Source organism: Verruconatronum alginivorum (genome assembly GCF_056590205.1).
In genome coordinates this window covers 5,420,429-5,437,381 of record NZ_JBWPVQ010000001.1, presented here as the reverse complement: position 1 = coordinate 5,437,381, position 16,953 = coordinate 5,420,429, and the positions used below count along the sequence as shown (strand labels likewise).

Here is a 16,953-nt window from a genome sequence, read left to right as displayed (position 1 = left end):
CCGCTCGCCAGAGCGGTGGGGTGTGTCCCCCGGTTCCTCTCTTGAGAGGGGAGTCATCGGTTGGCTTCGACATGGCGCCAACCCATTTTCGGACGCCCTCCAATCAAATGAACCCGGTCGGAAAATTCCGGTTGTCCTTCCCCGGCTTGATTCTACAACATGGGACCGATCATGCCGAAGCGCCGCACCTGGACCGAAAACGACTTTGAAATCCGTCCCTCCACCATCCGCGGGGCGGGCCGCGGTTTGTTTTCCAAAGTGGCCATCGAAACGGAGGACACCATTGGTTATTACACCGGCGAGATCATTTCCGAAAAGGAGTTCTACGAACTCGAGCCCCCTTACTCCCCCTACATCCTTTGGGTTTGCCGGACCCACATCATCGTCGGTGAAGGGCCGAAATCAAACTACACCCGCTACATCAACCACTCCTCGGAACCAAACGCCTTCCTCATCGTCTCCTCCCGATGGAAAACCGCGCGGTTCGAAGCCCTTCGCCCCATTGCCCCGGGCGAAGAGATTTTCTTTGATTACGGCGAAGACTACTGGGACACCGACACCACCCTCCTGGCCCCCTGCGACCCGTGAACCATTCGCCCGTCAAGCCGCCCGCCGTAGAGCCGCTTCGTCATGCCGGTGCTTGATCGCGGAACTGACCATGACCAATTCCCCCACGTTTTCACTGGTCAACAGCCCGACAATCTCCCCGTCCCGGTCCACCACCGGCAGAGTGCTCAAGCCGTCGTTGTTCATCCGGCAAAACACGTGCTCCAACGGCTCATTGTCACGAACAACCGGATACCCCGCTTGCATGACATTTCCCACCCGCTCGCGACGTCCCCCGACGCTCAACGCCTGAATCAGATCCCGCCGGGCGAGCAGTCCGACCACCCCTTCACCGTTTCGCCAAACCGGAAATTCCTGCTGGGATCCCGCCAGCAATTGATCCACCGCCGCACCGAGATCGTCTTCCTCCGATAAACAACGGAAGCGTCTCATCATCGCGTCCTTCACCTGCAATCCGCGGATAAAGGACGTCATCTTCGCGGAATGGTTTTCAACCTGCGCCCCCAGGAAAACGAACACGCCGATCAAGACCAGGAAAGGATTCAATGCCATGATCCCGAGGATCCCAAAGACGATCGCCATTCCTTGCCCGATCCGGGCCGCCACATCGGTTGCCAGGACAAAGTCGAATTTGCGCGCCAGGACCGACCGAAGCATCCGCCCCCCATCCATCGGGAAAGCCGGCAACATATTGAATCCGACCAGAAACAGATTCACCCACATCAGACGGAGCAGAAAATCGCTCCAGGTTCCGCCGATCCACGCGATCTCCACGAACGGTTTCCACCCTCCGGCAATTCCCAACACCACGGCCAAAAGCAGAGCGATCACCACATTCACCGCCGGACCGGCGATCGCCACCCGAAACTCCTGCGACGGCTCTTCCGGCATCCGTTCCAGACGCGCCACGCCTCCGATCGGAAGCAGGGTGATGTCCCGCGTCGGTATGCCATACCGTCGAGCGGTCAACGCGTGCCCCAATTCGTGCAGGACCACGCAGCCGAACAAAGCGAAAACGAACAAGACGCCTTCATAGGCGGCAATCATCCCTTGCCCCTGCGCGAGGAAGATCATCACGATCCAGCCGATGATCAGGACAAAGGTCCAATGGATGTAAATCCCGATGTCGGCGACTGTTCCAATCCGAAGCGATCCCTTCATAATCAACACCGCCGGACCGACATGCACAGCCGGACGGTTGATTCAATTTACCCCCGTCCGAAACGAAAGGCAATCAAGGCATCGGCTTCATCGGACGGACCGATGATGCCAACCACGGAAAACAAAACGACACGCAAACGATGCGTGTCTCATTCTCCCGGCGAGGGGATTATTTACGGCGGGGACCGAAGCTGCGAATCGGACGGTTGCGCTGAACGGCGGCGTTCCGCAGGCGATAGGTGATACGGGCCTTGTCGAGGTCGTAGGGGCTCATCTCCATCTTTACCAGATCGCCGGTGGTGATTTTGATGAAGTGCTTCCGGAGCTTGCCCGAGATATGAGCCAGCACCTGATGGCCATTGGTCAACTCCACCCGGAACATCGTCCCGGGGAGGACCGCAACAATTTTGCCTTCGACTTCTACCGTATTATTATCTGCCATAAAAAAGGATTAAACACCCGACTCATCTTCATTGATTCGCGAACAGGTCTCACTGACAAACGCCGAGGGTAAGTCAAGAAGATTTAAAATCAACCGAAATTATCATTTATGCAAGAAGACTCCGCCGGCTGTCCCTTTCCCAAGGTCTTCCCATCGCAACTCTCCAAGGACGACGAGTTCTTCATGTGGCTCGCCTACAACGAGGCGGTCAACGCCTGGCGCGAGGACGAGGTCCCGATCGGCGCCGTCATCGAGGTCGGGGGGGAAGTAATCGCCTCCGCCCACAACCGGGTCGAGTCGAGCAACGACCCGACCGCCCATGCCGAAATGTTGGCCCTCACCCAGGCGGCCAGCGCCGTCGGCGATTGGCGCCTCAACGCCGCCACCCTTTTCGTCACCAAGGAACCATGCCCGATGTGCTCCGGAGCGACCCTGATGGCCCGGGTCGGACGGGTGGTCTACGCGGTGCCGGATCCGAAAATGGGTTGCCTCGGAGGCGCGACCAACCTGAACGCTCTTCCCCGGGTGAACCACACCCTGCAAATTGACTCTGGGATTCTGGAGGAACAATGCCGCGAACTCCTTCAGGCTTTTTTTCGCCAAAAGCGGAAATCGCAAAGGCCGGAGGTTGACCCGGGGTGATCAATGGTGGTATCTTGATCGCTCGTACCTTGAGGTAACTCACTTAAATACAGGACAAACAAACTATGGCTTACGAACTTCCCAAGCTCGATTACGACTACAAAGCGCTGGAGCCTCACATCGACGCGCGCACGATGGAGATCCACCACACGAAGCACCACCAGACCTATATCGACAAGGTCAACCAAGCTCTCGAAGGACACTCCGACCTCGCTTCCAAAGACGTGAAGTCGCTGATCGCCGACTTGAACGCCGTCCCGGAAAAAATCCGCGGCGTGGTCCGCAACAATGGAGGAGGTCATTTCAACCACGCCCTCTTCTGGACCATCATCGGTCCGAACAAAGGGGGCGCCCCCAAGGGCTCGCTCGCCGAAGCGATCAATGAAAAGTGGGGCAGCTTCGACAAATTCAAGGAAGAGTTCGCCGCCGCCGGCGTCGGCCGCTTCGGCAGCGGTTGGGTCTGGCTTTGCGTGAAGGAGGACAAATCGCTTTGCATCTGCTCCACCGCGAACCAGGATTCCCCCGTCATGAAAGGCGTGGTCGATTGTCCGGGCACCCCAATCATCGGACTCGATGTCTGGGAGCATGCCTACTACCTGAACTACCAGAACCGCCGTCCCGACTACATCAAGGCATTCTGGAATGTGGTCAATTGGGATCAGGCCGAGAAAAACTTCCAAGCCGCCCGCGGTTAATCTCCGCGCGGTTTCCGTATCGGCCGCTCCCCTGCCGGGGGCGGCCTTTTTTATTCCGAAAAAATGACCCTCGCCCGGTTCACTTTCCCCCGGCGAATTCCAGATGCTGGATAACGATCTCCTGGATCGTCGCCAAAAACAGATAACAGGCATATCCCTGCTGCTCAGGCAGGGTCAATTCTTCGAACGGAACCTCCCCCGCTTCCAAAACTTCGTCCGGCACTTCGTTTAAAAAATCGGTCCGCAACTTCAAACGAATCGCTGCCGTGGCCCGTAAAACGGAATCGGAGTTGCTTTCATCGATCACAACATTGCCGGTATCGAAAAAGTCCTTGTCGAACAACCCCATGAAAACCGCCGCGTCACTTCCCTGGGCCGCAATCAGGTCCTGCTTCCACTCCTCCTGCAACTGCGGATCGGAGTCCGGAAATCGAGGCTGGAACACCAACTCATCGCGCAACCCTTCGGCGATCGGTTTCACAAAATCAAGGAGCGGAGCGACCACCGGCTGGCTTAGTTTGATTTCGATCTTCTTCATTCCTTTTCGAGGATGGTGTTGAGCTGCCAGCTTTGCAGCGTATGAACATAGGCCTCCGCCCGCTCCCTGGGACCCGCCCAAACAATCGACCGGCCCTGCTCATGCACCTCCAACATGTGGCGGCGCGCGCGGCTTTCGTCGTAGCCGAAAACTTTCCGGAAGACCATGACCACGTAGGACATCAGATTGACCGGATCGTTCAAGACCACGACCTTCCAAACCTGCTCCAACCCCACCCGGGTCTCGGTTTGCTCATGGGGCACCACGCGGGTGTCTGCGGATCTAATCTTCATCAATGCCACGTTTAATGTTATGCGAAATGACCGTGCTTTAAAGGAGAAACTTACGAAAAGCGAGCCCGCCGATTTCCGCTCCGCGCAACACCACCCATGAGATCCCGCATCATGAAAGAAAAGAGTGGCGCGAAAACCACCCTCCAAAAATCAAAATAGGGCTTTACCCTCCGGGAACATCGATCAGGTTTTATCCATGGAAAAGCGGCGAAAAGGCTTTCTCCTCACCAACGGCTCCGGCTGCTACATCGTAAAAAGGGAGGAGAAAAACGAGATCGACCAACGTTTGGCCGAGGGATGGCGCATCGCTTTCATACGCCCGATTTGCGTCAGCATGGCGGTGAAGCTGAAATACCTTCCCCCCGATATCCTCCAGCAGAAGATCTTTTCTTATTCCCTTTGCATGTTGGAAAAGGAGGAATCGGCCTGACTCATCCCCAGACCGACGTCCTGCAATTCCCGGAACAACCGCCCGGTTTCCGGTTCCGCCAGATATTCCAGAATAGCCTCCGCCGCCGCCCGGCCCAATCCAGCGCCCCCCTCTCCGGTCCTGGTCGTCAACCTCTCGCGGTCCGCCCTCGACAACGAATCGAAATCCGGGAAGACCCGGGCCAGGACCCGCGCCCGCCCCCGGCCCACCGACGGAATTCCGATCGCATGAATGACCCGCTCCCACTCAGCCGTCCGACTTCGTTCAATCGCCCCCAACAGGTTCTCCGCCGTCCGTTCCCCGACTCCGTCGAGCCTTACCAGATCTTCATGCGTCAACCGAAAGAGGTCCGCCGGACTTTCGACCATCCCGTTTTCCACCAACGCCCCGATCGCCGCCGGTCCCAATCCCCGGATGTTCAATCCCGCCGACGATACGAAGTGCTCCAACCGCCGCACCAACCGTGCCGGACACCCGCCGTTTGGACAATGGACCACGCCACGGGGCCCGTTTTGCTCCAACTCAGCCGCACACGCGGGACACCGTTCCGGCGCCACATACGGACGGCTCTCCGGGGCACGCCGTCTCGGATCAACCCCGACCACCGCCGGAATCACGTCGCCCGCTTTCTCCACGTAAACCCAGTCGCCCACCCGAAGATCCCGCCGGAGGATCTCGGCGAAGTTGTGCAAACTCGCCCGGGCCACCATCGAGCCGTCCAGCCAAACCGGTTCCAATTCCGCCACCGGCGTGATCGCTCCCGTCCGCCCGACTTGCAGGGTGATTTCCACCAACCGGGTCATGGTCCGCTCCGGAGGGAATTTCATCGCCACCGCCCAACGCGGCGCGGAAGGTCCCGACCCGACATGCTCCTGATCGGCCGTCGAAGCCAGTTTAACCACCGCTCCGTCCAACGGAAATGGAAGTTCCGCCCGCAGTGCTCCGATCGCCTCCACCGCCTCCAACATTTCCTCCAATCCCCCGGCCGCGATCACCGGCGCCGCCACCGGAAGGCCCCATCCGGTCAATGCCCGGTGAAAACCATCGATCCCGACCGGACGGCGCTCCGCCGGTTCCACCGCTCCCCATCCGAAACAGACCAACTCCAAACCCCGCCGGACAACTTCATCCGGATCCCGGAGGCGAATCGCCCCGGCGGCGGCGTTACGCGGATTGGCAAACTCCGGTTCACCGGCCTCCTGGCGTTCCGCATTAATCCGATCGAATTGCGGGAACGTCATGAAAATCTCGCCGCGGATCTCGATGAATCCAGGAACCGGATACGCTTCGCTCTCCGGCCGCGACGACGCCAGCCGCAAGGGAATGCGGTCCATCGCCAAGACATTGACGGTGACATCGTCTCCTTCGGCTCCATCTCCCCGGGTCAACGCCCGGACAAAACGACCGTTCTCATAGATCAAACTGACCGCGATTCCATCGTATTTCGGCTCCACCCGGTAGTCGATATCCTCCCGCCCCAGCCGTTCGACCAACCGTCGGTGAAACCTCGTCAGATCTTCCGTGCTCGTCGCTTTGTCCAAACTCAACATCGGCACCCGGTGCCGCCAGGTCTCCCGAAATCCGGTCCGATCGTCTCCGACCTCGGCCACCTTGCCATCGACATCCGGATACATTTCCTCCAACCTCCGGAGCTCTTTCCGGAGTCGGTCGTATTCAAAATCCGAGACCTCCGGCGCGTTCAGGCGGAAATACAGATCGTCATGCCGCCGAATCTCCTCGCGAAGCTCCAGAAGCCGGGCGACCGACGCCTCGTCCGGATAGAGCGGGACGGCTGATCCGGCCAATAACAACAAGCACGCAATAAACCGCAAACAAGCCCAAAACGAGGCGAGTCCAACATCATCGGAGAACGAGGTAGTTTTCATGGGGAGGGATAGAATATTCCAACTTTTACACCTTCCACCTTCCCCCAGTCAATCCCCCGATTTCCGACCCGATGAGTTCTCTTTTGCCTCCATGCCGCGGCAACTCTCCACGGGAAACTGCTTGCCTTGCCTTTCGCCACTGCTTCAATTCCGCGCATGTAACCAAGATCATGGGCTTCATCATCTTCTGCATCGCCGTCCAATTCATCGTCAACGGGGTGACGGATCCGGAACTGCTGAAACTGTTCAGAATCCCGGAATAAAGCATCCCCATCATTCGAAACAGCACGGAGAAATCGGTCAGCGGACCATCCAAAACACGACTAATCCCCCAAATATCGCATAGACCAAACACGCGGGCAGGGTCTGGCGCAACACGTTCCCCTCCTCCCCCTTGATATTGTGCGGGCAAATGATGTTGCCCACCGCAGCTCCGAATCCCTGGGCTCCGATCATCTTCTCCACCGGCAGTTCGAGCTCCACGGCAGCGGCCCGATGAAAATCGGTGAAGAGGATGTTCGAAGCTGTCGCGGAGCCCGTGACAAACGTTCCCAACACGCCGACAAAAGGAACAAAAACCGGCCAGAAAACCCCTGCCCCTCCCGCCATCGCGATTGCTACGATCTGGATCATTTCGGAATGGACCATGACTCGGGCGAGCGCCAGCATCGCAGCGAGAGCCAACGTGACCACGGCAAGCTGACGGACCGTCTTTGCCAACGCGGATTTCACCTGCTCCCGGGAGGCGCGAAGCCAGAAGATGGCCGATACAAACGCCAGCGAAAGCAAAGTTCCAGGATGAAAAAGCGGGCGAAAAGTCCCCGTGAACTTTCCGGCCCAACGCCCCCCCCCACTCGACCGGAAACACCAACTCTCGGACTGGAGGAAGTAAGCGCGTCACCAATACCAGTGCGATCACAGTCAGATACGGCGCGGCCGCACGCGCGACGGAAAGCCGGTTCTCCTCCGGGACCGGAATCGGGGCCGTCCGACTCCCGCCGCGATTGACAAAAAAAATCGCACCGACGAAAACCGCTCCACCGATGAAGGCACCACCCAGGGTCGGCAACTCCGGGCCGACGAACCGCGATATGAGAAAGAATGGCACTAAAAAGGCACAGGCGGCGAAACCTCCCCATAACCACAGCGTCTTTGACCTCCCTTGATTGAGCCCGCTCTTTCCAATAAGAATCAGAAGAAACACCAACATGATCCACCCCAACAACGCATGGTAGATACCGGTGACTTGGGAAATCTCCAAACCGGTCAGGCCGGTCGCTTGGATTTGGGGCATGACCGGGGTTCCCACCGCCCCGAACGAAACCCCGAATGTCCGATCAAGGCAAGAACGACGGCCTCCACCGGTTTGAACCCTGCGGCGACGAGAAATGGCGCAGCCAAGGCAATCGGGGTGCCAAAACCGGCGGCTCCCTCCATAAACAGGACGACAAACCAGGCGACCAATAGCGCGGCAAGCCGCCGGTCGTCGGTGATTCTCCCCAACGCCGCGCAAAGCACCTCGATTCCCCCCGTGATCCGCTGCAGATTGTAGAGGCAAATCGCCGGCCCCACGATCCACAGGATCGTCGCAGTGGTGAACAACGCCTCCGCCATGGCTCCGCCCACGGCCCGAGTTCTGCCCATTTCCGAATACACATCCACCCCATAACCAAAGACACCAAGGGCCAATAACAGGGCCACGACCAACCCCGCCCCACCGGCCCGCGCCGCCGACTACCGGCACGCCAACATCAGGACGACGACCAAGACCAAGGGCGAGGCGGCGAGAATGACCATGATTATATTTGTATTCATCGAGAACGGAATGAATCCCCCCGGACTGATTTCAAAGGATATGCTTATCTGCCCGCACCGCCAACCTTCGGCGGCCTTCTTCGCTGCGTCTATTGACAAACACCTCCAACGATTCCCTCCGGCAGAAGAGCCGCGGCCAGCCCCACCGGATAAACGTATTCGAATTTTCGATTGCCAAGGCGAGGCGTATTCCCTCAATTGGGACAAATGAAACATCACTACCCCTTTGCCGCTTGCGGTTCCGCCGTCCGTCTCCCCGTGGGGCTCCCCTTCCCCCGATAACTCCGCCGCCGCCCAATGCTCGCCACCGTTTTATCCGCCGCCCTGCAAGGGATCGATGCCGTCTCCGTTCAAGTCGAAGTCAACTCCGGCGAGTCCGGGGAACCGAAGCTCATCATGGTCGGTCTTCCAGATGCCGCGGTCAAGGAATCCGACGACCGGGTCTTCTCGGCGATCAGCAACAGCGGTTTCAAAATGCCCCGGACCCGGACCACCATCAACCTCGCTCCGGGGAGCTTGAGAAAGGAGGGCCCGATCTACGATCTGCCGATCGGACTCGGCATTCTCGCCGCCACTGCCCAGCTTAATCCGGGTCGGTTGAACGACTACCTCATCGCGGGCGAACTCAGTCTTTCCGGGGCCACCCGTCCGGTCAAGGGGGGCTTGGCGATGGCGGTGCTGGCCCGCAACCTTGGCAAAAAGGGAATCCTGCTCCCGCCCGCTTCCGCCGAGGAGGCTTCCCTCATCCAAGGGGTCGACGTCTTCCCGGTGTCCACCCTCGACCAGGCGTTTCGGTTCTTGAGCGAAGAGATCGAGATCGCTCCGATGCAAACTTCTCCCGCCACCCTCCGGGCCAAGCATTCACCGAACGGCCACGGAAACGGTTCCCCCGCCCCGGGCGACTTTTCGGAAATCAAAGGTCAACACACCGTCCGACGGGCGGTCGAGATCGCGGTGGCGGGGGGCCACAACGTCCTGATCATAGGTCCCCCGGGTTCCGGAAAGTCGATGATCGCGAAGCGGATTCCATCGATCATCCCCGAACCGTCGCTCGACGAATTCCTCGAAATCCTCCGGATTCAATCGGCGGCGGGACGCACCATTTCGGGGGAATTGCCGTGGTTCGAGCGTCCCTACCGCTCGCCGCACCACACCATCAGCGATGTCGGCCTGCTCGGCGGCGGGTCGATTCCGGGTCCCGGCGAGGTCTCCCTCGCCCACAACGGCGTTCTTTTCCTCGACGAGCTGCCCGAGTTCAAACGTTCCGCCCTCGAAGTCCTCCGCCAACCGCTCGAAGACGCCACCGTCACCATTTCCCGGAGCGCGGGCAAGGTCACCCTTCCGTGCTACTTCATGCTGGTCGCGGCGATGAACCCGTGCCCGTGCGGCTACTTGGGGGACCCAAAACACGAATGCCGTTGCGGTCCGACCCAGATCCAGCGTTACCGCTCCCGCATCAGCGGCCCGTTGCTCGACCGGATCGACATCCACGTCGAGGCTCCCGCCTTGTCGATCGAGGAACTCCGCAACTCCCGGCCCGGCGAAGCTTCCGCTCCGATCCGGGAACGTATCCAGGAGGCCCGCCTCCTCCAGCAACAACGGCTGGCCGACACCGGCAGTTCCTGCAACGCCCGGATGACCCACGGCCAGATCCGCCAACATTGCGCGATCGACCGTTCCCTCGGCGACTTGCTGCAACAGGCGATGGAGCAGCTTTCGCTCTCCGCCCGGGCCTACGACCGGATCCTGAAAGTCTCCCGGACCATCGCCGATCTCGCCGGTTCCCCTTCGATCCAATCCGCCCACCTCCTCGAAGCGATCCAATACCGCAGCCTCGACCGCAACATCTTTTATTGACCCCGCCCCCGGTTCCCGTTGCGCTTGCTGACTAACGATGAGTCGGCGAATTTTCGGTTTCCTTTCCTTCCTCCTTCCTTTGTCCGCCTTGGCGCTCCTGCTCTCCGGTTGCGGTCCGGCCGGAACCGCGGTCGAACGGGGCGACCGCGACCAGATCCTCCACGCCACCCTCGGCGCCGCCCCCGGGAGTCTCGACCCCCATTTGGTGACCGATGTCGCCTCGTTCGACGTCCTGCGGGCGCTCCTCGAGGGGCTGGTCACCGAGGATCCCCGCGACCTTTCACCGGCACCGGGCGTCGCGGAACGCTGGGAGATCTCCGACGACGGAAAAACCTACACTTTCCACCTCCGCCCCGACGCCCGCTGGTCGAACGGCGACCCGGTCACCGCCGCCGACTTCCTGTTCTCCTTCGAGCGGGTCCTTTCCCCCGCCCTCGGCGCCCCCTACGCGGAAATGCTTTTCATGGTCGAAAACGCCCGGGGCTTCAACTCCCGGGAGGTGGACGATTTCAGCGATGTCGGTTTCGCCGCCCCCGACGAACGCACGCTCGAAATCCGGCTCGAGAATCCGACCCCCTACTTCCTCGGACTCCTCGCCAATCCGGCTTGGTGGCCGGTCCATCCCCCGACGATCCTCGAACACGGACGCATCGACCAGCGCGCCACCGGTTGGACCCGGGCGGGTCGGTTCGTCGGCAACGGTCCCTTCCATTTGACCGAATGGCGGACCGGCCGGAAACTGGTGACGATGCGAAATTCCCACTACTGGGATGCCGAAACCGTCCGGCTCAACGAAATCCATTTCCACCCGATCGACAGTTCCGACACCCAGGAACGGGCGTTTCGGTCCGGCCAACTTCACTTCACCAAGAGCCTGCCGCCTAACCGCGTCGACCATTACCAGCGGAACCATCCCGGACTGGTCCGCTCCGAGCCGTACCTCGGGGTCTATTTCTACCGATTGAACACCGACCGTCCCCCCTTCGACGACCCGCGGGTGCGGCAGGCCTTCTCCCTCGCCATCGACCGCGGCTCTTTGGTGCGAAACGTCCTCCACGACAAGGCCGACGTCGCCCAAGCCTTCACTCCCCCGGAGACCGCCGGCTACACCGCCGATCCCGGACTCGATTTCGATCCCGAACGGGCTCGCGCCCTTCTCGCCGAAGCCGGTTTTCCCAACGGAGAAGGACTCCCCCGGGTCGACCTGTTGTTCAACACCCACGAACTCCACCGCCAACTAGCCGAGGCGATCCAGCAAATGCTCCGCACCCACCTCAACATCCAGCTCCACCTTTTCAACCAGGAATTCCAAGCCTACCTCTCCTCGGTGCAAAGCCGGAACTTCCAAATGGCCCGCGCCGCGTGGATCGGCGACTACCTCGATCCCGACACCTTTCTCGGACTCTGGCTCACCGACGGCGGTCACAACAACACCGGTTGGTCGAACGAAGATTACGACCGATTGATGGCCGAGGCCGCCCGAACCCTCGACCGCGACGAACGTTTCGCCCTCCTGCGCGAAGCCGAATCGCTGCTGATGGAAGAACTCCCGATCCTCCCGATCTTCCATTACCGCAACAATTTCCTGATCCGGCCTTCCGTCCAAGGCTGGTATTCAAATGTTCTCGACCGGCAACCCTACAAATACATATATCTGGAACCCCAAGACCAATAACATCGCATGACGAAAATCGCATTTTTAGGAGCCGGCCGCATGAGCGGCGCCATGGTGAACGGCCTGCTGGCCCGAAACGTTTTCACCCCCGGTGAAATCGCTTGCACCGGCGCCGCCGATGGCACCGCCGAAGCGCTCGCCGCCCGGACCGGCATCACCGCCACCTATTCCCTCGATGAGTTGCTAACCGAAGCCACCGTCGCGGTCGCCGCCTTCAAACCGCAACAACTCGCCGACATCGATCCGCGCCTGAGCGAACTCACTTCCGGAAAACTCGTCCTTTCGATCCTCGCCGGCAGTTCCCTCAGCACTCTCGCCGGAAAATTCCCCCATGCCCGGAACATCGTCCGGGTGATGCCGAACTCCCCCGGTCAAATCGGAGCCGGTATCTCGGCCTTCTGTTTCCTCACTCCGCCGTCGGAGGAGGACCGGCGTCTGGTCGAAGATATCCTCGGATCGCTCGGAGAACACCTCGAACTCCCGGAAAACCAACTCGACGCAGTCACCGCCGTCAGCGGCAGCGGCCCCGCCTACGTCTTCGAATTCATCTCCGCCCTCCGCGACGGCGGCGTCGAAGCCGGACTCGACCGCGAAGTCGCCTTTCAACTCGCTTTGGCCACGATCCACGGAGCCGCCCGTCTCGTCCGCGAAACCGGAGCCGACCCCGACACCCTCCGCGACCAAGTCGCCTCCCCCGGCGGCACCACCCTCGCCGGCCTCAAGCAAATGGAAGAAGGCGGCTTCCGCAGCCTGCTGACCTCCACCGTTCTGGCCGCAAAAAAACGCTCGGAAGAACTCTCGGGAAAGTAAGTTCCCCCAGGGCCATTTTTCATCTGGCCGATAATCTTCCCTGCGATGGGGGGTCTGCCTGTTGATAGGGGCAGGAACGGGGCCGAAGCCCCGCCCCTCCCTCCGAACCGGACGTGCAGATCTCCCGCATCCGGCTCTCCGGTTGATGATTGCTCTTTATCGAGACTGGCACGCTTCCCGATGGGCTCGTTCAAGGCTGAACAATCCCATCTCGGCGAAGTACTTGTTCTCCCTTCACCCCCGATTTGAGGGCTGCCAGCATGGGATCGGTCCAGACCAAAGGGTCGGCTCCAAGCCGCTTGCGCAACTCGCGGGCCTGTCCGTCCTGGATGGCCGTTTCCGGCACTTGCGACGGGGGTGGTCCTTCGGTCATGATCGAGTTCCTTTCATCTTCCTGCCCTCCTTTGCTACTCCGGCGTTACCCGGGATCATCGCTCCTACGAGGACTCTGACTTCTGATGGGCGACGGGACGTCCGATTTGGCTGAGCGTTGGTAACCCGGTCGCGCTCGTTCCGGGACGGTGTCGGACACAGGTCGGCCTTTCCCATCAGTTCTCTCATCTTCATTGCAGACGCCCTTGAATGCATACTATCCCCAACCACCTCCATGCGGCCATGGCAGGGCTTTGCCGTGCGCCCTCCATGAGTCGCGACTCATTCCTCGCGCGTGCCTTCGCTCAACAACCCGCAGGCTCGGCCCGCATGACGGCCGTATCAGGTTCACTTTCGTTATGGTCTGCATTCTCTCTTTCCGTTGCTCTCCACCCCGCCTCGCGGCGACGCAGTTTCGGTTCGATTCGCGGGCAGCGCACGGTTTGCCCGGAACAGGTCTCGCACCTGTCAGACGTTTGCGACTTAATGACGCACGAGTTCCGGCTTCAGCCGGTTTTTAGATCGAGGTGGGGACCGGCTGAAGCCGGAACTTGCTCCAACAAGGCGGCTAGATGAAATAGCCCTGCCTAACCCGACTCATCTGATCTGCGCCCATCCGCGCCCATCTGCGGTTCCCCTCTTCCTTTGCCTCTTCCCCTTCCCCATCCAGATCCGCGGCTCTCCAGTCCCTTCCACGCGAAAGGCCGGGACGCTTCAAAAGCGACCCGGCCTTTGCCACAAAAAACGTTTCCGAGAAACCGTTCTCAGACTTCGTCGTTCTCTTCTTCGACCTCGTCGACGGTTTCTTCGTTTTCGGTTTCTTCGTTGTCCACCTCTTCGTCCGTCGCCTCTTCCCCGGCATCGGTTTCGGCATCGGCTTCGGTTGCTTCTTCGGGAAGGCCTTCGCCCTCTTCCTCGATTTCACCTTCGACAGCGGCTTCCAACTCAGCCGGATCTTCCAGCGGATACATCTCCAGGAGCTCGTCAGAACGCCACGGAGCGGTGCGGGGACCGACCTCGGCCCGGATGCTGGCGACGGTCTCGGGTTCGATCCGGGAAGCGTCGTTACTCCAGGACTGCCGGATGTAGGTCAGGACGGCGGCCAACTCCCGGTCGTCCAATTGAGGGAAACCGGGCATCACGCCGTTGTAGGTGTTTCCTTCGACTTCGATCGGACCCACCAACCCGTGTGCCACGATACGAACGAGCCGTTGCTCGCTGCCGACCACCCAACGGGTTCCGTCGAGCGGAGGGAAGGCCCCCGGGATGCCACGGCCATCCTGTTGGTGACAGGCCGCGCATTGGGCATAGGTTCGCTGTCCCAATTGAACGAACGGATCGACCGCGGCGAGCGCCGGGCGGTCGTCCCACGGGAAAACCCGGCGGGTCTCGTCGAAAGCCAATTGATCGAAATCGCCCGAGCGCCACACCATGTAAATCGCGGTGAAGACGATCAGACCACTGATCAGAAGCACGAGAAAGATCGGAACCGGCGAGAAACCTTCCCGGGGACTTTCCTTCTGGTGAACCAGTTCGTCGTGGACGCGCTGAATGTCCGCATCGGAAGCGGCGGCGGGATCCACCTTCTTCCACGGATCGTTTCCGTCGGCCGGTCCTGAACCTTTGTTATTCTTGCTCATCTTGTGCGTCAGTGGCCTCCACCGTCATATGGGCGGTTTCCGGCAAATCATAATCGAGCCTCAGGCTCCGGAGGTAATGGACCAGCGCCCGCGCGCGATCGGTCGGCACCACTTCGTAACCAGGCTCAGTTCGAATCGGAAGGGCGTCGCGCGTCGGTTGACCGACGATACGCCGTTTCTCATAAAGGAACGAAAAGGAGGGCATCACCGAATCGGGCGCCACCGCCCGCGGATCGTAGAGATGGAGGTGATGGTATTCGGACCAGGAGAGATTCGACCACTCTTCGGGAACCTCCCGGTCCCCGACGTTCCGGAGGTCCGGACCGATCCGCATGGTGCCGAGATGCACGCGCTGCTTCCCAATGAAATCGCGGCTGACCGCCTGGCGGTCGCCCCATCCGCGCTCCGCGTCGGCGCCGAAATTCGGCCGGCGAACTTGTTGGGTATGGCAGGCCATACAACCCAAGTCCGCGTAAACGACCCGACCGCGTTCCGCCAAACCAACGGTCGGCGACGGAAACGGTTCGCCGGTGATATCGTCCTCGTGCGGAGTCAGATGCCCGTAAAGGGGGTGGTTCGCGTTCAGAAAAATCAGAACGGCGACGGAGAAAAAGAGGGTCAGGAAAATACCCGCGAATAAGATCAATCCGTTTTTCATGTCGTTTGCCCCTTCATTTCGGGCGGGTTGGACATCAGAACCGTGCGGCCTTCCTCGGAAAGGCTGCGAGAAGCGGCGAGAGTCAGTACGTTCCAAGCGAAGGCGATGTGGCCGATCAACAGGACCATCCAGCCGAGGCTCGCCCCGACCAACCATGGTGTGCTGGCCCGCACCACGTCACCGAACGCGACACTCGGGTCGTTCATTTGGACCCCTTGGATCCAACCGGCGAGAACCAGGGAGACAACGATCAACCCCAATCCGATCAGGGAGCACCAGAAATGGGTTTTCATCAAAACCGGCAACGGCCACTCCCGCACCATCACCCGGGGAAGGAGGAAATAGACCGCCCCGAAGATGGTCATAGAGAAAAAGGCATACATTCCGATCATCCAGAACGCGGTCTGGATATGGGTAAACTGAATGACTTCCTGGAAATTCCGATACGCGAAGAGCGCTTGCGCCAAATGGAGCAGGAGGAAGGCGAAGATTCCCACCAGCACGAACATCAGGGTGGCGCTTCCCCGGGCTTTTCCATACAGGCCGCTCAGGGTGGTCAGGAAGTTGACTCCGATGATCGCCACCGGCACCAACAACATGGTCATCGCCACGATCCCGGCGGTCGAAACCCAAGCCGGCACGGGTCCACTCGACAACATCGCGACTCCGCACCAGGGAGCGATCGCCGCGTAGGACCAGAACCCGATGCTGGCCAGGTAATGGTAGCGGACCGGCCGGCCGAGGATCTTCGGCAGGAAGTAATAGATCAACCCGATCGCCAACGGAGCCAGCCAGAGGGCGAAGAAGTTATAAGCATACCACGCTTCCACCACCGATTGGACGGTCCCCCGGACGGGCGCCCAAATCAACATCGCTTGGGCGACGGAGAAAATCCACGGAAACCAGAAGAAGGCGCCGAGCAAATACCATTGCGAGGTGTAGGTTCCCTGGGATTGACGTGCGTAAAAGGTGAATACGCCCCAAACCCCGAGGAAGGCGTAGGCCAACAACAAAACCGGCGCGGTGAAGGAAGGCATTTCCAGCGCCCGGAAACCGGTCGATTCCCCAATGAGAATCCCGACCAGGCCCATCAGCACGCCGAGGTTCCAGAAAACCCCGGCGACCAAGAGGAGGTTGCCGTAACGCAACGGCGTTTGCGACAGGCGGGCCATCAGCCAGAGGCCGACCGCGAACACCGAGCAACTCGCCCAACCATACAGGAAGGAGTTGATGAAAACGGCCTGTACCCGACCGTAAGTAAACAGTTGCACCCCGCCCAGGAAATCGGGCCAATGGACCTTCATCGAGGTGAGCAGACCGAAAATCGAGCTGAACAACAGCCAGATCAAGGCGAAGCCCAAGAAGAAAAGCACCGGAGTCCGGGTCGATAGATCGATCTCAGGCTCGGTCAATCCCCCCGTCGAATAGGGAGACGATCGTCGCGATGGAACGTTGGAATGTCGCGTAGTCAT

The 16,953-nt window shown here is 60.1% G+C and carries 16 protein-coding genes and 2 pseudogenes; 7 read left to right on the top strand and 11 right to left on the bottom strand.

Annotated features, from left to right (window positions below):
* Window positions 1-171 precede the first annotated feature (171 nt).
* Window positions 172-588, top strand: coding sequence for an SET domain-containing protein-lysine N-methyltransferase (locus ACWUI2_RS19935; protein WP_486984599.1), 417 nt, complete (start codon window positions 172-174; stop codon window positions 586-588).
* 12 nt (window positions 589-600) lie between these two features.
* Here ACWUI2_RS19935 and ACWUI2_RS19930 read toward each other — a convergent pair whose 3' ends face one another.
* Window positions 601-1,728 (bottom strand): site-2 protease family protein, encoded by a 1,128-nt coding sequence (locus tag ACWUI2_RS19930; protein ID WP_486984598.1) that lies wholly within the window; start codon window positions 1,726-1,728, stop codon window positions 601-603.
* Window positions 1,729-1,897: 169 nt separating this feature from the next.
* Window positions 1,898-2,170 carry a translation initiation factor IF-1 gene (gene infA / locus ACWUI2_RS19925; protein WP_486984597.1) on the bottom strand — a complete coding sequence of 91 codons (273 nt, stop codon included), beginning with the start codon at window positions 2,168-2,170 and terminating at the stop codon, window positions 1,898-1,900.
* Between the two features lie 108 nt (window positions 2,171-2,278).
* Between infA and ACWUI2_RS19920 the strand changes: the two genes are divergently transcribed.
* Together ACWUI2_RS19920 and ACWUI2_RS19915 are read left to right on the top strand one after the other, a co-directional pair.
* Window positions 2,279-2,812, top strand: coding sequence for a nucleoside deaminase (locus ACWUI2_RS19920; protein ID WP_486984596.1), 534 nt, complete (start codon window positions 2,279-2,281; stop codon window positions 2,810-2,812).
* Between the two features lie 65 nt (window positions 2,813-2,877).
* A complete protein-coding gene (locus ACWUI2_RS19915; protein WP_486984595.1) occupies window positions 2,878-3,507 on the top strand; it encodes a superoxide dismutase in 630 nt (209 codons plus the stop codon).
* A 79-nt stretch (window positions 3,508-3,586) separates the two neighbouring features.
* Here ACWUI2_RS19915 and ACWUI2_RS19910 read toward each other — a convergent pair whose 3' ends face one another.
* Window positions 3,587-4,045, bottom strand: a complete 459-nt coding sequence (locus ACWUI2_RS19910; protein WP_486984594.1) for a hypothetical protein — start codon at window positions 4,043-4,045, stop codon at window positions 3,587-3,589.
* A complete protein-coding gene (locus tag ACWUI2_RS19905) occupies window positions 4,042-4,338 on the bottom strand; it encodes an ATP-dependent Clp protease adaptor ClpS (protein WP_486984593.1) in 297 nt (98 codons plus the stop codon). Before ACWUI2_RS19905 ends, ACWUI2_RS19910 begins: the two co-directional genes overlap by 4 nt.
* A gap of 196 nt (window positions 4,339-4,534) precedes the next feature.
* Between ACWUI2_RS19905 and ACWUI2_RS19900 the strand changes: the two genes are divergently transcribed.
* Entirely contained in the window at window positions 4,535-4,768 is a 234-nt protein-coding gene (locus ACWUI2_RS19900) for a hypothetical protein (protein ID WP_486984592.1), read from the top strand.
* Here ACWUI2_RS19900 and ligA read toward each other — a convergent pair.
* From ligA to ACWUI2_RS19885, 3 genes and pseudogenes are all read right to left on the bottom strand, one after another.
* Window positions 4,729-6,654, bottom strand: coding sequence for an NAD-dependent DNA ligase LigA (ligA, locus tag ACWUI2_RS19895; protein WP_486984591.1), 1,926 nt, complete (start codon window positions 6,652-6,654; stop codon window positions 4,729-4,731). The genes ACWUI2_RS19900 and ligA overlap by 40 nt on opposite strands.
* Window positions 6,655-6,954: 300 nt before the next feature.
* Window positions 6,955-7,458, bottom strand: a pseudogene (locus ACWUI2_RS19890) (L-lactate permease); the annotation flags it as partial.
* Window positions 7,459-7,603: 145 nt separating this feature from the next.
* Window positions 7,604-8,298, bottom strand: a pseudogene (locus ACWUI2_RS19885) (L-lactate permease); the annotation flags it as partial.
* A gap of 468 nt (window positions 8,299-8,766) precedes the next feature.
* On the opposite strand from ACWUI2_RS19885, the gene ACWUI2_RS19880 reads away from it, so the two are divergent.
* The 3 genes from ACWUI2_RS19880 to proC are packed head-to-tail and all read left to right on the top strand — an operon-like array spanning window position 8,767 to window position 12,811.
* Window positions 8,767-10,326, top strand: a complete 1,560-nt coding sequence (locus tag ACWUI2_RS19880; RefSeq protein ID WP_486984590.1) for a YifB family Mg chelatase-like AAA ATPase — start codon at window positions 8,767-8,769, stop codon at window positions 10,324-10,326.
* 37 nt (window positions 10,327-10,363) lie between these two features.
* The gene (locus ACWUI2_RS19875) at window positions 10,364-12,001 is read left to right on the top strand and encodes a peptide ABC transporter substrate-binding protein (protein ID WP_486984589.1); all 1,638 of its coding nucleotides are present in this window, start codon (window positions 10,364-10,366) and stop codon (window positions 11,999-12,001) included.
* Window positions 12,002-12,007: 6 nt separating this feature from the next.
* Window positions 12,008-12,811, top strand: a complete 804-nt coding sequence (gene proC, locus ACWUI2_RS19870) for a pyrroline-5-carboxylate reductase (protein ID WP_486984588.1) — start codon at window positions 12,008-12,010, stop codon at window positions 12,809-12,811.
* A 190-nt stretch (window positions 12,812-13,001) separates the two neighbouring features.
* On the opposite strand, the gene ACWUI2_RS19865 is transcribed toward proC, so the two are convergent.
* The 4 genes from ACWUI2_RS19865 to ACWUI2_RS19850 all read right to left on the bottom strand — a co-directional run bounded on the left by ACWUI2_RS19865 (window position 13,002) and on the right by ACWUI2_RS19850 (window position 16,953).
* A complete protein-coding gene (locus tag ACWUI2_RS19865) occupies window positions 13,002-13,184 on the bottom strand; it encodes a hypothetical protein (RefSeq protein WP_486984587.1) in 183 nt (60 codons plus the stop codon).
* Window positions 13,185-13,947: 763 nt separating this feature from the next.
* A complete protein-coding gene (locus ACWUI2_RS19860; protein WP_486984586.1) occupies window positions 13,948-14,823 on the bottom strand; it encodes a c-type cytochrome in 876 nt (291 codons plus the stop codon).
* Window positions 14,810-15,481 carry a cbb3-type cytochrome c oxidase subunit II gene (locus ACWUI2_RS19855; protein WP_486984585.1) on the bottom strand — a complete coding sequence of 224 codons (672 nt, stop codon included), beginning with the start codon at window positions 15,479-15,481 and terminating at the stop codon, window positions 14,810-14,812. Before ACWUI2_RS19855 ends, ACWUI2_RS19860 begins: the two co-directional genes overlap by 14 nt.
* Complete coding sequence (locus ACWUI2_RS19850; protein WP_486984584.1) at window positions 15,478-16,953, bottom strand: cbb3-type cytochrome c oxidase subunit I; 1,476 nt, start codon at window positions 16,951-16,953, stop codon at window positions 15,478-15,480. Before ACWUI2_RS19850 ends, ACWUI2_RS19855 begins: the two co-directional genes overlap by 4 nt.

Bases quoted from the DNA above. Each gene is read 5' to 3' on its own strand.
- ACWUI2_RS19930 (WP_486984598.1), bottom strand. From the start codon at position 1,728: ATGAAGGGATCGCTTCGGATTGGAACAGTCGCCGACATCGGGATTTAC.
- ACWUI2_RS19880 (WP_486984590.1), top strand. From the start codon at position 8,767: ATGCTCGCCACCGTTTTATCCGCCGCCCTGCAAGGGATCGATGCCGTC.
- ACWUI2_RS19855 (WP_486984585.1), bottom strand. From the start codon at position 15,481: ATGAAAAACGGATTGATCTTATTCGCGGGTATTTTCCTGACCCTCTTT.
- ACWUI2_RS19900 (WP_486984592.1), top strand. From the start codon at position 4,535: ATGGAAAAGCGGCGAAAAGGCTTTCTCCTCACCAACGGCTCCGGCTGC.
- ligA (WP_486984591.1), bottom strand. From the start codon at position 6,654: ATGAAAACTACCTCGTTCTCCGATGATGTTGGACTCGCCTCGTTTTGG.
- ACWUI2_RS19875 (WP_486984589.1), top strand. From the start codon at position 10,364: ATGAGTCGGCGAATTTTCGGTTTCCTTTCCTTCCTCCTTCCTTTGTCC.
- ACWUI2_RS19905 (WP_486984593.1), bottom strand. From the start codon at position 4,338: ATGAAGATTAGATCCGCAGACACCCGCGTGGTGCCCCATGAGCAAACC.
- infA (WP_486984597.1), bottom strand. From the start codon at position 2,170: ATGGCAGATAATAATACGGTAGAAGTCGAAGGCAAAATTGTTGCGGTC.
- ACWUI2_RS19935 (WP_486984599.1), top strand. From the start codon at position 172: ATGCCGAAGCGCCGCACCTGGACCGAAAACGACTTTGAAATCCGTCCC.
- ACWUI2_RS19860 (WP_486984586.1), bottom strand. From the start codon at position 14,823: ATGAGCAAGAATAACAAAGGTTCAGGACCGGCCGACGGAAACGATCCG.
- ACWUI2_RS19915 (WP_486984595.1), top strand. From the start codon at position 2,878: ATGGCTTACGAACTTCCCAAGCTCGATTACGACTACAAAGCGCTGGAG.
- proC (WP_486984588.1), top strand. From the start codon at position 12,008: ATGACGAAAATCGCATTTTTAGGAGCCGGCCGCATGAGCGGCGCCATG.
- ACWUI2_RS19910 (WP_486984594.1), bottom strand. From the start codon at position 4,045: ATGAAGAAGATCGAAATCAAACTAAGCCAGCCGGTGGTCGCTCCGCTC.
- ACWUI2_RS19920 (WP_486984596.1), top strand. From the start codon at position 2,279: ATGCAAGAAGACTCCGCCGGCTGTCCCTTTCCCAAGGTCTTCCCATCG.
- ACWUI2_RS19850 (WP_486984584.1), bottom strand. From the start codon at position 16,953: ATGACTACGCGACATTCCAACGTTCCATCGCGACGATCGTCTCCCTAT.
- ACWUI2_RS19865 (WP_486984587.1), bottom strand. From the start codon at position 13,184: ATGACCGAAGGACCACCCCCGTCGCAAGTGCCGGAAACGGCCATCCAG.